Raw genomic sequence first — 13,726 nt, 5'->3', positions numbered from 1 at the left:
TTTGGCTATAGTGAAAGAGTATTCAAGCAAGCAATGGAGGCGACTATGCTGCTTAAAGGATCATGCCATTGCCAGGCCGTAACATTCAGTGTGAAGTCACACCACCCTTATCCTTTCAATCGCTGTTACTGCTCTATCTGCCGTAAAACGGCGGGCGGTGGCGGCTATGCCATCAATCTCAGCGGCGACAGCAAAACGCTCAACGTTAGTGGCGAAGAGCATATTACTGTCTATCGCGCCTTTATTAAGGGTGAGCAGAGCACGGGAGAGCGACACTTCTGTAAGCACTGCGCCTCGTCGTTATGGGTTTACGATCCCGATTGGCCCGAGCTTGTACACCCTTTCGCTTCGGCGATCGATTCGGACTTACCGACACCGCCCAAGCGGACTCACATGATGCTGGGGAGTCGGGCAGACTGGGTGGAGGTAAATGGGCAGTTCCAAGACAAATGCTTTGATGAGTATCCGGATGAGAGTCTTGCCGAGTGGCATCAGCGGCTAGGATTGGAGTGCTAGGCCGTTAATGAGGCCGCTTGCTTCGCTTGTATTGAAAGCAGGCTGTTCTACTCTTTTATACGAACTCCATAGAAATGCGACCCATTGGAGTTCAATGTACGGCTTGTAAGGCCTTATCTTGCGAAAGTCCAGCCGTGCTCTCGTTTTTTGACAAGGAGGGTGGAAAGATGGAATTTGAAAAATATAAGTCGTGTATTGAAGCGTGTAATGTCTGTGCCGTTTATTGTGATTCTTGCGCCACGGCCTGCTTGCAAGAAGATGATGTGAAAATGATGGCTGAGTGTATTCGTCTGGACCGCCAATGCGCGCAAATTTGCGGCTTGGCAGCTTCCTTCATGGCCCAGGGGAGTGAATACGCCAAGGACATCTGCCGAATATGCGCTGATATTTGCAAAGCGTGCGGTGATGAGTGTGCCAAACACGATGCCGAGCATTGTCAGGAGTGCGCTAAAGCGTGCCATCATTGCGCCAATGAGTGTGCTGCGATGGCTGCCTAAGCCCGCGTAAAAGCCTAGATTAAACAAAGCCAGCTTTCATACGTCGTGAAAGCTGGCTTTTTTGTATTTTACTCTATATCACAGAGAGCGTTAAAAAGAGGGCATTAAAAAGAGGGAGCCTTCTGCAAAAGGGTGATCACTTCGTCATCGCTGGTTTGGGTAAAATCGTGATAGTGAAGGCCAACGGCGATAAAAGGCTCGGGAGTAGCTAAACAGACCAAATCGTCAACCTCGGTAGCTAACTCATCCAGTGTGGACTGCGGGGCGACAGGCACAGCCAGAGTAACGGTAGCGGCGCCTGCCTGGCGTAGCGCCCTGGCGGCTGCTTTGGCGGTTCCGCCGGTGGCGATACCATCATCCACCAATAATACATGACGTTCGCTCACGTTAATGGGCGCCCGGTTACCAATATAAGCCTGACGGCGGCGGGTTATCTCGCTTAGTTGGCGCTCTACTTCAGCTTCAAGATAACGTTCAGAAGGCTGAAAAACCTGCAGCACATCCGCGGTCCATACCACCTGAGGTGGGTCGCCATCGACGACAGCGCCTAGCCCAACCTCGGGTTGCCCAGGTGCGCCAATCTTACGCACGATGACCACATCCAGCGGAAGTTTAAGTGCTATCGCTACCTCGTATGCAACGGGCACACCCCCACGAGGTGGTGCCAGCACTAGGTCATATCGCGCCCCGGATAATGCGTGGGCAAGCTTTTGTCCTGCTGCTCGTCGATTATCAAAAAGTGCTTGTTGCGTGTGCATGTGTGGCTCCTAAGCGCCAAGCGGCCTAAACCCCAAAAGGATAAGTGTCAGGTACTCCCTGGGGTCTGGCGCTCGGCAGTGGCGTCACGGCGGTGGTCTCATCGAACCACACATAGGCATCAAACTGCTCCGCTAGCGAGGCCTTGAAGTAATGGCTGTAGTACTCGCTTTCCGGACGATAGATAACGCCAATAGCACGCTCCAGGCGTGTTTGGGTTAGCTGTTCTCGAACCTCAGAGTGTTGAGGGTTGCGCAGCTCAATTAAGGCGCATGGCAGCTGCGTTTCATGAAAAATTCGTTCAAAGGAGTCTGCCCGTGACGGCACAATCTGCTTGATTTTCATTGGCGAATCCCAGTTATCAGCCGCTGCCACATTCCCCGCGTGTGTGCCGAAACCGATTAAAACAGCTTGTTCGCCATAGGCAGTGCGGCACAGCTCGCCGATATTGAATTGACCCTGCCAGCCCATTTCAGTGGCAGACGCATTACCGATGTGGGAATTATGCGCCCAGATTACCACCTTAGCGTCTGATCCTTTGGCTTCTATCACCTGCTGCAGTGTATCGAACATGTGGCGATCTCGTAGGTTCCATGACTGGGTGGAACCACGGTACATAAGCCGATAATACTGTTCGGCGGCTCTCACTACGCGGGCGTTCTGAGTGGCATTGAAATAGGCTTCTTCGCTCTCCTTGGTCATGTACTAAATATTTAAAATTTGAAAATTATGAATATTTTGAAAGTAACTATAGTAAGGAAGAAACAGCTTATCCAAGCGTTTATCGCTAAGCTGCGAAGCGGTTCGCTATAAGACGCAGTAGGTTAGGAGCGGCGTGTTTTTCGAGATAGCCACCAAACGTCAATGCCAAACGAATATAGCAATGAAAGCAACGCACTAATGGCCAGCAGGCTGGCAGTAAGGTGGGAGGTAAGTGGCGTTAACGCCAACAGCAGCGCAACCACCTGCCAGACACATACGGCTTTACGGCGAAAGCTTTCGAACAGCGGTTCTGCAAGCCAGGGGAACGGCCAACTGGCGGCCACAAACAGGTAGCGCATCCCCCCAATCATCAGCACCCACAGGCCCAGGGACTCTAACCGCAACAATCCTGCGCAAAGCAGCAATATCAGTAGGGCATCCAGCTCCATGTCAAAGCGCGCGCCGAACAGGGAGTGGCTTTTGGTGCGCCTGGCAATCCAGCCATCAACGCCATCCAACAGTAGAGCGATCACCGCAATTGCCAACCATTGCCAGATGACCTCTACAAACGCATTGGCGGCGAGCGCACCTGCCAGCAGCGCGACTAATACCGCGCGGGCCAGCGTTACCCGGTTTGCCCAACCCAGTGAACCGTGGGGCCAGAACACCATCACTAAGATAGATATAAACGTGTAGAAGGCCAAGGCAACCCACCAATTGGCCGAGGTAGCCATTAATTGAGGTAATCCTTTACCTACAGTCATTAGCACCAAGCCGCCCAGCAGTAGCTCTGCAGCGCTATAAAGCCGTTTGGGTAGTGTCATGGATGAGGCATTTGAAAAAAACGGCATGGTGGCTCACGAAGCGGCATCGCTGTCCGCAGTTGAAATAAATGATGCAAGTATTTTTATATGTACCATTCTTGTAGAAGAAGGTAGGGTTGTCTATATGATCAAGAAAAATAGCCTAGTTAGCTTCAAGTGTTGCACATTGTTAATCGAATAATTTCTCTTCAACCGCTACGCTAAAGATGGTGAGCCATTAATGACTGTTCTGCATGAGGCCATTCAAGAGGTGGCCGTCCAGTTTGGTAAGGGGCCAAGTCACATAACGACCAACCTCGCCTTAATGTGCAGCGCCATGGCCCCACACTACTTTCAATGGAATGAAATAGAGCTCGGTTTAGTTGAGCTTGTAACGAAAAGGATCGCTCATGTCGACGCCTGACGATGTTGGCAAAAAGCTATACGTTGGCAAAAACCTCCACGCTGGCGAAAGCCCGGACGCTGGCAAAAACCGCTGCGCCACTGCCTTCTGGGTGACCAGCCCAGCCCATGGCGAGTTGCGGGGTGAGCCTCTGGCGACGCCCGCTCAGGATGAAGTGCAGGTACGCACCTTGTACAGCGGTATTAGCCGAGGCACCGAATCGCTGGTGTTTAACGGTCGCGTGCCTGAAAGCGAATTTTCGCGCATGCGCGCCCCTTTTCAGTCGGGTGAGTTTCCCGCCCCGGTCAAGTACGGTTACTGCAGCGTTGGTCGCGTTGAACAAGGGCCGGATGCGCTGTTAGATAAAACCGTCTTTTGCCTGTTCCCCCACCAAGACTACTACACCGTGCCTGCTTCAGCGGTGCTTGAAGTGCCCACCAATGTGCCCGCTCAACGCGCCGTATTGGCCGCCAATATGGAAACGGCCATCAACGGCGTGTGGGACGCCGAGCCGATGCTGGGTGAGCGGATTTGCGTTATTGGTGCCGGTGTCGTCGGTGCGCTAGTGGCGTATCTGTGTGCCCAGGTGCCTGGCGTCGACGTGCATTTGGTCGATATCAACCCAGCGCGCCGCCAGCTCGCCGAGCAGCTAGGCGTTGCCTTCGCCACACCTGAACAAGCCCCCCATGATCAAGATTGCGTGATCCATGCCAGCGGCCACTCGGCTGGCTTGCGCCAGGCCTTGGAGTTAGTGGGTAGCGAAGGGCGCATTATCGAAATGAGCTGGTTTGGCGAGGGCGACGTCTCGATTCCTATGGGTGGCGCTTTTCACTCCCAACGGCTGACGCTTAAAGCCAGCCAGGTAGGCCAACTGCCACCAAAACTTCGCCCTCGTTGGGACTACCAGCGCCGCCTTAGGCTCGCGCTGAGCTTACTGGTGGATGAGCGCTTGGATGCACTGATCAGCGGTGAAAGCGACTTTAAACAATTGCCTACGCTTGCTCATACGCTGTTTGGGCGCGGTAGTGTTGAGCTCTGCCATCGGCTGCGATATTCCGCATAACTTGTGTTTTTAAAATTTTAATCAGGAGTTTTTATGTTTCGTTTATGCGTTCGTGACCATTTTATGATTGCCCACAGCTTTAACGGCGAGATCTTTGGCCCCGCCCAGCGTACCCATGGCGCCACTTATGTGGTGGATGTGGTTTTCCAGCGTCCTGAGCTGGATGAGGATGGCTTAGTGATCGATATTGGCCTTGCCAGCGAAACTGTCAAAGAAGTATTGGCAGGCTACAACTTTCAAAACCTGGATGAAGTAAGCGAATTTAAAGGTAAAAACACCACCACCGAATTTATGGCTAAGGTGATTTTCGACCAGCTAGCCAAAGCGATCGGCGAAGGCAAAATGGGCACCACCGCCCAGGGCATTACCCATATGGAGATCAAACTGCACGAGTCTCATGTGGCCTGGGCTAGCTACGAAGGCGCGCTATGAGTCGGCGTTTTACTCTGATCGTTGCCGGTGACCCTGCTCAGCGCACCGGTGGTTATATTTACGATGCGCGTATTGTCTCGGCCCTACGTGACCAGGGTTGGGAGATTGACGTCGTGGGCCTTGCAGGCGTGTTTCCCGATGCGGACGCCGAAGCGGCAGCGGCCCTAGCTCAAGCGCTTGAGACACTTCCCGACCATGCGGCGGTGGTGATCGATGGCCTGGCCATGGGGGCGTTGCCTGACGTAGTTGCCCAGCATGCGACGCGGCTGGATATTACCGCGCTGCTGCACCATCCCTTAGGCGATGAACTGGGCCTTGATGAGGCTGATCAGCAGCGCTTTCATCGCAGCGAGTTAACCGCGCTTGCTTCTGTGGCGCGCATTATTGTCACCAGCCATTTTACCGCTCGGCGTTTGCCGGAACTGGCGGCGCACTACGCCATACCCATCAATGCAAGTGTCACCGTAGTGGAGCCGGGCGTGGCCCAGGCACCGGTTAGCCCAGAAGCTGAGCCAGGTGGAACACTGCGCCTGCTGTGTGTGGCAACGCTAACGCCGCGCAAGGGGCAAGATGTTCTGGTTCAAGCGCTGGCAGGTGTGGCCGGTGATCACTGGCAGTGCGACTGCTATGGCGGTGCGCGAGACGCGTCGTTTACGCAACGCGTGCAGCAGCTGATTGATCAGAACGGTTTGCAAAGCAGCGTGTATCTCCGTGGCGAGTGCGATAGCGAGACGCTGGAAGCGGCTTACCAACACGCGCACGCGCTGGTGCTGCCTTCCTGGTATGAGGGCTATGGCATGGTGGTCACCGAAGCCCTGGCCCATGGTCTGCCGGTGATTACCACCACCGGTGGCGCGCTACGCGACACCTTGCCAGAAGGTGCCGGGATAAGCGTTGAGCCGGGCGATGTTGCGGCACTTCAAGACGCGTTGAGCCAATTTTGTAACGATGCAGAACTGCGCCAGCAACTGCGTCATGGCGCTGCGCAGGCCCGTGGCCAGTTAAGCGATTGGCAGGCAGCGAGCGAGGCCTTCGCCGCGGCGTTAACAGCGCAAAACCATGCCGCCAATGATTCGCTAACCTTGCGCGCTGGGAGTCAGTTTGAATCCGATTGGCTAACGCTGCGCGAGGCCGCTGATTTCGCTTCTCGCAGTCAGCGGTTAGCTACGTTCGCCGCTGAGTGGCTGAGCCCACTTAGCTCAGCGCCGGTAATAGCGGATCTTGGCTGTGGCCGGGGGAGCAATATGCGCTTTCTGGCTCCGCGCTTTTGCGCTCACCAGCGCTGGGAGTTGATTGATCACGATGCCCTCTTGTTAGCGCAGGCGCGCCAGTGTGCCGCCGGGTTAAGCGATAGCCAAGGGCAGCCTGTGGCCGTTGAAACGCACTGTGTATCGCTGGAGCCGATTACCGATTTACCGCTGGGCGATGCGCACCTAGTGACGGCGTCGGCGCTGCTTGATCTGGTTTCTCAGCAATGGATCGAGGCATTAGTGGGGCGCTGTGCCGAGCGGCAACAAGCGCTTCTAATCGCGCTGAGCGTGACCGGAGAGTGGCACTTTATCGATGCCCAGGGCGAGCCGGTGCTGGATGACGAAGACCACTGGCTGTTGGCTATGTTTATTGCCCACCAACAGCGCGATAAAGGCTTGGGCGATGCGCTGGGCGGTCAGGCTCAAGAGGTGTTAGTAGCTACCCTTGAGAAGGCCGATTATCGCATTGAGCAGGACGATACCCCATGGCAGCTTGCTGCTGGCAACCATGACCAGCAGCCGCTAATGATGGCGCTGTTGGAAGGTTGGGCCGAGGCCGCCACCGAACAAGCCCCTGACGCCGCGGCACGCATTGCCAGCTGGTTGGAGCAGCGCCAGCAGGCGGTGGCCAACGGCGAGCTGGGGATTTGGGTGGGGCACCGTGATCTCTTTGCCATCCCCCCGTTTGCCAAGCCTCAGGAAGAGGCCTAAGCCGATGGGGTTTGCTCAGACGTTGTGCTCCCGGCTAGGCGCGTACATTCGCCCATGCCTGCAAAGCCCATGGCTACGGCGGGTGGTGCTCAGTATTGCCTTGCTGGGGGCCGTGTTGTTGTGGGTCGACCCCCGGGCCATCGTGGCGGAAGTGCAGCGCTTCTCGGCTGGGTGGGTAGTGCTGGCGTTAGTCATCAGTACGCTGCAGATCATGCTCTGCGCTTGGCGTTGGCAGTTTACCGCTGGGCTGATTGATGTACCGCTGCGGTTTGCTTATGCCCTGCGAGAGTACTATTTGGCGCTGCTGGTTAATCAGCTGTTGCCCGGTGGAGTACTGGGCGATGCCGGGCGGGCACATCGTCATGCTGCTCAGACGCAGTCACGCGGTCGCGCTTGGCGAGCGGTAATTATTGAGCGCGCCTCGGGCCAGGTGGCTGTGGTCTTGCTAACGCTTGCGGCATTACTGTTATCACCGCTCTGGCATGCCGCGTTGGGAGTGTCAGTACTTACTGCGGTGGGCTTAGGCGTCGTGGCTGTTCTCGCGGTGGTTATCGCCAGCGGCCTGCTGTTGCGCCAACATATAAGCCATCGGTTGGCACGGCTGCCGCATTGGTGCCAAGCCCTGGCGCGCGACGTTAAACGTGGCTTATGGCGGCGTAATGTATGGCCTCAGCAACTATTCTCGTCGCTGGTCATTGTGCTGAGCTACGGCCTAGTGATGGTGTGTGCGGCGCGGGCAATTGGCGTTGAGCTAGCGGTATTGGAGGTGCTGGCGCTGGCACCGGTGCTGCTGTTGGCGATGTTGGTGCCCTTTTCCGTGGCCGGATGGGGTTTACGTGAGGGCGCTGCGGCTGGTGTCTGGGCGCTCGTAGGACTGCCGCCGGCCCAAGGCGTGGCGGTGTCGTTGGCCTACGGTGTGCTGGTGCTGCTGGCGAGCCTACCGGGTATTTGGGTGGCGCTGAGCCGTCGCGAGAAAGCGCAGCCCTCAGACGGTGGTATCCCGCAGATGCAGGTCGAACAGCGTGTCGTCTCCACAGCGGAAGGTGCGCGTGGGCGGGCGCAGCGCACTCTCAAGCGTCTGGATGGGCGTCATTTGAAGCCCTGGCCTGCCGGAGCCGATCAGCAGCGGAGCGACCAGCAGGTGCAGCCGGTCAACGGCGCCTGCTTCGATAAACTGAGATACCGTGATACCGCCGCCTTCAATCAGCACACGGGGCAGGCCTTTATCGGCCAGCAGGGTGATGACATCAAGCGGAGTGAAGTGGCCGTTGGCACCCAGTGGCAGCACGCAACGTTGAACGTGGGCAGGCAGCGTCGTGTTCGCTACCCCATGCCCCACAATCAGCAGTGTCGGCGCGGCACTGTTACACAGCAGCGCCAAGTCATTAGAGATACGGCCGCGTGGGTCCAGCACCACCCGCGTCGGGTTAGTACCGCTTACGTGTCGCACGGTCAGTTGAGGATTATCGGCGCTGGCGGTGCCCGCGCCCACGACCACCGCGTCGACCAGGGCGCGCAGGCGGTGCAGGTGAACCAAACTTTCATGGCCATTGATGTAATGGGAGTGGCCGCTTTCCGTCGCGATGCGACCATCCAGGCTTTGGCCCAACTGAGCCACGACCCAGGCCGGGCAACTGGCCAACGGGGTCAGGCAGTCGAGCAGCTCACGCGCCTCAACACTGACCGGCTGATCCGTTTGCCACTCACCGCTTGGCGTCACGGTGATCGCCACCTCGCAAGTGCGCCGATGACGCAGAGCCGAGAGCCATTGCCAAGCATCGGCCAGCGAAATAGTGCCGCTAGTATTTATAACACTGCTATTAACACCCGTATTGACATGGGAGTCGGGCATGACGCCTCCGCGCTAATAAATCCGCTTCATCATGCGGGCTCTACTTGGTCTAGGGCAAGTAGTTCAGAACCAGTAGCCCGAGCAACTCGTTCAGCGCGAGCGCGTAATAACCCCCACGCCAGGAAGCCAGGAGGCCTACATGTACCAGATTGAACGAGCTATTTTCGATATCCGTCGCGGATTGCCAGTGGTGGTAAATGCCGGTGAGCAGCGTTTGCTAGTGCAGGCACTGGAAGGCAGTGAATCAGTCGAAGCGCTTGCTCGGTTAGCGGGTGAAAGGCCTTCGCTGGTGCTTACCCGCCACCGCTTGGCAGCCATGGGTGTAACGTTGACCGCTGAAGCCGCCAGCTTGCCGTTAGTGGCCAACATCAGCACCAATGAGCTGCATGGCTTAGCCACGGCGGAGGCGCTTTCACAACCTGCGGGTGGGCTGCTAAGCGGCTTAAAGCCAGCGGGGTTAGCCGAGCTAGGGGCCGTTACGCTGATGCGTCGTGCGCTGTTAATTCCAGCAGCGCTATGTGCTTTTGTCAGCAAAGAGGCCGCTGCGAATATTGAGCAACAGCTAGCAGAAGGGCAGCTACTGCAAGTCACCGCTAAAGACGCTGAACACTGCTTGGCCGGTGCGCCGGGCATGCTGAAGCGCGTTAGCGAAGCACATATTCCCTTGGAGGATGCCGCTGAAAGCCGCTTTGTGCTTTTCCGTGAGCCGGACGGCTTACGCGAGCATGTTGCCGTCGTTATTGGTAAACCGGAGAGGTGGGAAGGTGCGGTGCCATTGCGCATGCACTCGGCGTGTTTAACTGGAGACCTGTTTGGCAGTTTGCGCTGTGACTGTGGCGAGCAATTACGCAACGCAGTCGCCGATATTCAGGCCATGGGCGGCGGAGTGCTGCTTTATTTGGCGCAAGAGGGGCGGGGCATCGGTTTAGCCAATAAGCTGCGCGCTTACACCTTACAAGATGGTGGCCTGGATACGGTGGATGCCGACCAAGTGCTCGGTTTCGGGGACGATGAGCGCCAGTACGCGGTAGCGGTGGATATGCTTAACGCCCTCGATATTGAGCAAGTGCAGCTGCTGACCAACAACCCGCTGAAAATGGAAGCGCTGCGCCAGGGCGGTATCGAGGTCGTCTCGCGCCAGGCGCTGTACGGCAGCGTTACCGATCACAACCAGCGCTATCTAAATGCCAAGGCCACCCGCGGCGGGCATCTGTTAGAAGACGTACTAAGCGGGCAGCGCTAACCGCCGCAAACGGTCGCAAGCTCAAGCTGCTCCAATCGTGAAGTAGTTTTAATTAGTTAGCGGCGGTAGCTGGGCAGTTTCTGTCACGACTGCCGCTAACTGGCGGGCATAATGCATTACCAGCCGCTCACCTAATTCGGCGCTGGCGTGGCTGGCATCACCGGCCACGCCATGGGAGCTTAAATCCTCCGCTAACCAGGCAAACGCTGCTGCACCCTCTGCACTCACTAAGGCATCGCCAGCGGGCGCCGCAGGCGGTGTGGCTTGATAGTTATCTAGCTGGACAAGCATTGGTGCCAAATAGCGCATCATGGCAGTTTCGAGTAGCCCACCGTGTAACCCGTAACGCAGCTCATCGGCCTCAATGGCGCCTTCCAGTGCGGGTAGTCGCGTGTAAGTGGCTTTGACCACACGCATCCCGTGGCGTCGCCGCAGGGTTAGCCCGGCTAAATCCATCACCGCTTTATTGCCGCCATGGCTGTTAAGCAGCACCAGTCGACGTATGCCGGCGCGAGCCAAGCTATCGCCATAAGCCTCTAACGTGGCAATGGCCAGCGGCGCTGGCAGGCTCAGCGTGCCTGGGAAACTGGCATGCTCGTCGCTTGCGCCGACGGCAATGGCGGGCAGGCAGATGACATTAAGGCTCGGATCAAGCTCCTCCAGCATGGCGGCTTGCAGGCCTTCACCAATCGTAAGGTCGGTCGCCAAAGGAAGGTGAGTGCCGTGTTGTTCAATGGCGCCGAGTACCAGCACCGCTACCGGGTCGCGTTGGGCGAACTCGGCTAACTGCGGTGCGGTGAGCGTTTGCCAATGGTGAATCATGAAATGATAAGCCTTTAGGGTTTAAACATTGTTGTGGATATTGTTGTGAACATTGTTCTGAAGTAACCGATGATCCGAGCGGCAGGCGTAAAGATCGCCCGAAGGTAACGCTTCGGCACCCGCATTGAGCCACTCGGTCATCGCTTGCGGCGTTTGCCACTCGGCCCAGCGGAAATGGCGCTGCTCACCAGCGACGATGTTGTAGCGATACTCGCCAAGACGACTCAAATGGTTGATGCAGCTATGATTAACCTCTAACGCACCGGATACAAACTCTACCGAAAGCGCGGCCACCGGGCTGCTTAGTCCTGCCAACACCTCAGCTTCAAAGCCCTCTACGTCAATTTTGATAAAGCTGGGCTCACCATACTCTTCAATTAACGTATCCAGCGTGGTGACCGGTACCCGCAAGCGCTGTTCCCAGCGCACTTGGCTAAAGCCTGCATTGCGCTCGCCAATCTGCTCGCGCCATTCAGTGGCCAGGGTGGAAAGCGTCGGGTTGCCGGGGCTAATAGCGATGTCGGCAAAGCCCTCCGTTGGGCCTGCTGCCATGGGGAGCAGCGTGATGCTGGTGGGCCGAACCAATCGCTTGAACCACTTGGCGAGATCGGGCTGGGGCTCCAGGGCAATTACTTTTGCGCCTAGCGCATGAAAAGCCGCGCTGCGGTCACCTAAATGAGCGCCAATATCGAACGCGGCAGCACCGGGCTGAATAAACGGCTGATAAAGTCGCTGGAGCCCTCGCTGACGACCCGGTCGCCAATAGATGAACAGTGAGCGGGCAAGCCCGCCCACGCTACGCAGCCGTTGTAACGCCATGCGCCGCATTAATTGGGTTTCCTTGACGCTGGGGGGAAGAGGTTTGCTTTAACAGCGTTATTTTGCATCGGGATACCACACGTAATTCCATGTTTCACTCACCGGTTCATGGTTTAAGGTGAGCCTTAAACGAACATCGCTGGGTTGACCGTTAGCGGGCACCCGGAAACTCGCACGCCAGCCATTATTGGGCAGCGCGGTGACCTGGGGCAGCAGCACCTCGCCTAACTGAGCGCTAATATCTAATTCGACGGGTTGATCTGCGGCGATCTCATCTAACGCGCCCCCTTGGAAATCGACAATAAATTGACGTTGCTCGCTGGCCGAGGAATCGGTTTGCCCTGGCCCCGCTGCACTGCCATGCCGGGTACGAATTGCACGCCCCAGCGTATGAGCTTCTGGGTCATTGTTCAGGGTATGGGTGAGGTAATGGAGGCGGCGTGACTCACCAGCCTCTAAAGCATCGTCCGCTACCCAGTAGGCAACGATATTGTCGTGAGTTTCATCGGGGGTAGGAATTTCGACAAGCTCTACGTGCCCTGGGCCCCACTCATCCAACGGAACCACCCACTGGCTTGGACGCCGGTGGTATTGAGCTTCGGTATCCAGGTAACGGTTAAAATCTCGCTCTCGTTGCATCAAACCAAAGCCTTGCGGGGAGCTATCCGTAAACGTTGAGATGCGTAGCTGTTCAGGGTTGGTTAACGGCCGCCAGAGCCACTCGCCGCTACCGGTGTGCATTAATAGGCCATCTGAGTCGTGCACCTGGGGGCGAAAGTCGTCCGGGCGTTGGCGGCTTGCTTCACCGTAGGTGAACATGCTGGTAAGCGGTGCGACACCCAGCTTGGCAATATCTTCCCGCGCAAATAGCTCGGCTTCTACTTCAACCTCTGTATCTTCACCGGGCTGGATGATAAAGCGATAAGCGCCGCTGACGGAGGGGCTGTCCAGCAGTGCTAACAGCTCAAACTGTTCGGCATTGGCGTCGGGTTTATACATCCAGAATTCACGAAACGCCGGAAACTCTTCGCCATCGGGCGAGGCGGTGTCGATCGCCAGCCCGCGGGTGGATAGTCCGTACGCTTGGTCTCGTCCCACAATACGGAAGTAGCTGGCACCGAGAAAAACCGCAAACTCGTCAGCGTACTCTGCATTGTTGAGTGGGTAGTGGAGACGAAACCCAGCGTGATCACTACCGGAAAGATCGTACTCTTTCAGCTTTTCGGCATTGCCATCATAGGAGTAGTTTTCTGACGAAAAGGGCAGCGGGGTGGCGGTGTCGTTTTCAATCACGTTGAGCGCAATCGGTGTTTGAAACAGAAAGCCGCTGTGAAATAGCTGGAGGCTAAACGGGCTTTCATCTTTCCAATAGGCGTGGTCGGGATCAAAGCGAATTTGCCGGTAGGTATCGTAGTTGAGTTCACGTAATACCTCAGGCAGTGATTCTTCAGGGGCTTGATAAGGCGTTTCTGCAAGCTGTTGGGCGCGTTCAATGACCGCATTGAAATGTTTATCGTCTTCAGCAAAGGCGGTAGAGGCGAGCATCGAATAGCCAAGTAAAACCATCCACCTACCAGCATGCCCTTTATTGGCATGCCCTCTGTTGAAATAGTTGAAATGCATGGGCGAGATCCTTTCGAGTGAAGACCTGCTAAACGCATGGCATTAGGCCAGGCAAAACGTGAAATTTTTGAACAATAGCTATACGATTGATCGCAACAGTACATGATTATTGCGTTTTTCAGCAGCCTTATTCCTTGCTCTCTTCTCTTTAAAACGTCAATAGCTTCTCTTCGAGGCTGAGCACTGACAGGCCTTAACTAACACACTACCTAAGACACTGTAAGCTAAAGCAGG

At 56.4% G+C, this 13,726-nt stretch carries 13 protein-coding genes and 1 pseudogene; 7 read left to right on the top strand and 7 right to left on the bottom strand.

Annotation, left to right across the window (positions count from 1 at the left end; genetic code table 11):
- The first annotated feature begins 45 nt into the window (after window positions 1-45).
- Both KO116_RS16185 and KO116_RS16180 read left to right on the top strand, forming a co-directional pair.
- Window positions 46-516 carry a GFA family protein gene (locus KO116_RS16185; protein WP_035559431.1) on the top strand — a complete coding sequence of 157 codons (471 nt, stop codon included), beginning with the start codon at window positions 46-48 and terminating at the stop codon, window positions 514-516.
- 167 nt (window positions 517-683) lie between these two features.
- Entirely contained in the window at window positions 684-1,013 is a 330-nt protein-coding gene (locus KO116_RS16180) for a four-helix bundle copper-binding protein (RefSeq protein WP_035559434.1), read from the top strand.
- Window positions 1,014-1,117: 104 nt separating this feature from the next.
- Here the strand turns inward: KO116_RS16180 and KO116_RS16175 are convergent, their stop codons facing one another.
- From KO116_RS16175 to KO116_RS16165, 3 genes are all read right to left on the bottom strand, one after another.
- Window positions 1,118-1,771, bottom strand: a complete 654-nt coding sequence (locus KO116_RS16175) for a phosphoribosyltransferase (protein ID WP_035559436.1) — start codon at window positions 1,769-1,771, stop codon at window positions 1,118-1,120.
- A gap of 25 nt (window positions 1,772-1,796) precedes the next feature.
- Complete coding sequence (locus KO116_RS16170; protein WP_082072617.1) at window positions 1,797-2,471, bottom strand: erythromycin esterase family protein; 675 nt, start codon at window positions 2,469-2,471, stop codon at window positions 1,797-1,799.
- Window positions 2,472-2,593: 122 nt separating this feature from the next.
- The gene (locus KO116_RS16165) at window positions 2,594-3,322 is read right to left on the bottom strand and encodes a CDP-alcohol phosphatidyltransferase family protein (protein ID WP_035559439.1); all 729 of its coding nucleotides are present in this window, start codon (window positions 3,320-3,322) and stop codon (window positions 2,594-2,596) included.
- A gap of 362 nt (window positions 3,323-3,684) precedes the next feature.
- Here KO116_RS16165 and KO116_RS16155 point away from each other — a divergent pair, with 362 nt between their 5' ends.
- From KO116_RS16155 to KO116_RS25865, 4 genes and pseudogenes are all read left to right on the top strand, one after another.
- Window positions 3,685-4,740 (top strand): zinc-dependent alcohol dehydrogenase, encoded by a 1,056-nt coding sequence (locus KO116_RS16155; RefSeq protein WP_082072616.1) that lies wholly within the window; start codon window positions 3,685-3,687, stop codon window positions 4,738-4,740.
- Window positions 4,741-4,773: 33 nt separating this feature from the next.
- Window positions 4,774-5,172, top strand: a complete 399-nt coding sequence (locus KO116_RS16150; protein WP_035559443.1) for a 6-pyruvoyl trahydropterin synthase family protein — start codon at window positions 4,774-4,776, stop codon at window positions 5,170-5,172.
- Window positions 5,169-7,133 carry a glycosyltransferase gene (locus KO116_RS16145; RefSeq protein WP_035559446.1) on the top strand — a complete coding sequence of 655 codons (1,965 nt, stop codon included), beginning with the start codon at window positions 5,169-5,171 and terminating at the stop codon, window positions 7,131-7,133. Before KO116_RS16150 ends, KO116_RS16145 begins: the two co-directional genes overlap by 4 nt.
- A 4-nt stretch (window positions 7,134-7,137) precedes the next feature.
- A pseudogene (locus tag KO116_RS25865) lies at window positions 7,138-8,013 on the top strand (lysylphosphatidylglycerol synthase transmembrane domain-containing protein); the annotation flags it as partial.
- A 105-nt stretch (window positions 8,014-8,118) separates the two neighbouring features.
- On the opposite strand, the gene KO116_RS25860 reads toward KO116_RS25865, so the two are convergent.
- Complete coding sequence (locus KO116_RS25860) at window positions 8,119-8,985, bottom strand: RibD family protein (protein WP_235272568.1); 867 nt, start codon at window positions 8,983-8,985, stop codon at window positions 8,119-8,121.
- Window positions 8,986-9,124: 139 nt separating this feature from the next.
- Between KO116_RS25860 and ribA the strand changes: the two genes are divergently transcribed.
- Window positions 9,125-10,228, top strand: a complete 1,104-nt coding sequence (gene ribA, locus KO116_RS16135; RefSeq protein ID WP_035559450.1) for a GTP cyclohydrolase II RibA — start codon at window positions 9,125-9,127, stop codon at window positions 10,226-10,228.
- A gap of 48 nt (window positions 10,229-10,276) precedes the next feature.
- Here ribA and KO116_RS16130 read toward each other — a convergent pair whose 3' ends face one another.
- Genes KO116_RS16130 through KO116_RS16120 form a run of 3 tightly spaced genes read right to left on the bottom strand, consistent with a single transcriptional unit; the run spans window position 10,277 to window position 13,435 of the window.
- On the bottom strand, window positions 10,277-11,050 hold the full coding sequence (locus tag KO116_RS16130; RefSeq protein ID WP_035559453.1) for a creatininase family protein: 774 nt from the start codon (window positions 11,048-11,050) through the stop codon (window positions 10,277-10,279).
- Window positions 11,051-11,071: 21 nt separating this feature from the next.
- Window positions 11,072-11,878, bottom strand: a complete 807-nt coding sequence (locus KO116_RS16125; protein WP_035559456.1) for an FkbM family methyltransferase — start codon at window positions 11,876-11,878, stop codon at window positions 11,072-11,074.
- Between the two features lie 48 nt (window positions 11,879-11,926).
- Window positions 11,927-13,435 carry a glucan biosynthesis protein gene (locus KO116_RS16120; protein ID WP_035559696.1) on the bottom strand — a complete coding sequence of 503 codons (1,509 nt, stop codon included), beginning with the start codon at window positions 13,433-13,435 and terminating at the stop codon, window positions 11,927-11,929.
- Window positions 13,436-13,726 lie beyond the last annotated feature (291 nt).

It is taken from the genome of Halomonas sp. KO116 (assembly GCF_000734975.2).
Taxonomy (GTDB): domain Bacteria; phylum Pseudomonadota; class Gammaproteobacteria; order Pseudomonadales; family Halomonadaceae; genus Vreelandella; species Vreelandella glaciei.
Note: the sequence above shows the minus strand (reverse complement) of the source record. Positions and strands in the feature narration are given on the sequence as shown.

Excerpts from the sequence above, each read along its gene's own strand:
- KO116_RS16185 (WP_035559431.1), top strand. The coding sequence starts at position 46 with ATGCTGCTTAAAGGATCATGCCATTGCCAGGCCGTAACATTCAGTGTG.
- KO116_RS16180 (WP_035559434.1), top strand. The coding sequence starts at position 684 with ATGGAATTTGAAAAATATAAGTCGTGTATTGAAGCGTGTAATGTCTGT.
- KO116_RS16175 (WP_035559436.1), bottom strand. The coding sequence starts at position 1,771 with ATGCACACGCAACAAGCACTTTTTGATAATCGACGAGCAGCAGGACAA.
- KO116_RS16170 (WP_082072617.1), bottom strand. The coding sequence starts at position 2,471 with ATGACCAAGGAGAGCGAAGAAGCCTATTTCAATGCCACTCAGAACGCC.
- KO116_RS16165 (WP_035559439.1), bottom strand. The coding sequence starts at position 3,322 with ATGCCGTTTTTTTCAAATGCCTCATCCATGACACTACCCAAACGGCTT.
- KO116_RS16155 (WP_082072616.1), top strand. The coding sequence starts at position 3,685 with ATGTCGACGCCTGACGATGTTGGCAAAAAGCTATACGTTGGCAAAAAC.
- KO116_RS16150 (WP_035559443.1), top strand. The coding sequence starts at position 4,774 with ATGTTTCGTTTATGCGTTCGTGACCATTTTATGATTGCCCACAGCTTT.
- KO116_RS16145 (WP_035559446.1), top strand. The coding sequence starts at position 5,169 with ATGAGTCGGCGTTTTACTCTGATCGTTGCCGGTGACCCTGCTCAGCGC.
- KO116_RS25860 (WP_235272568.1), bottom strand. The coding sequence starts at position 8,985 with ATGCCCGACTCCCATGTCAATACGGGTGTTAATAGCAGTGTTATAAAT.
- ribA (WP_035559450.1), top strand. The coding sequence starts at position 9,125 with ATGTACCAGATTGAACGAGCTATTTTCGATATCCGTCGCGGATTGCCA.
- KO116_RS16130 (WP_035559453.1), bottom strand. The coding sequence starts at position 11,050 with ATGATTCACCATTGGCAAACGCTCACCGCACCGCAGTTAGCCGAGTTC.
- KO116_RS16125 (WP_035559456.1), bottom strand. The coding sequence starts at position 11,878 with ATGCGGCGCATGGCGTTACAACGGCTGCGTAGCGTGGGCGGGCTTGCC.
- KO116_RS16120 (WP_035559696.1), bottom strand. The coding sequence starts at position 13,435 with ATGGTTTTACTTGGCTATTCGATGCTCGCCTCTACCGCCTTTGCTGAA.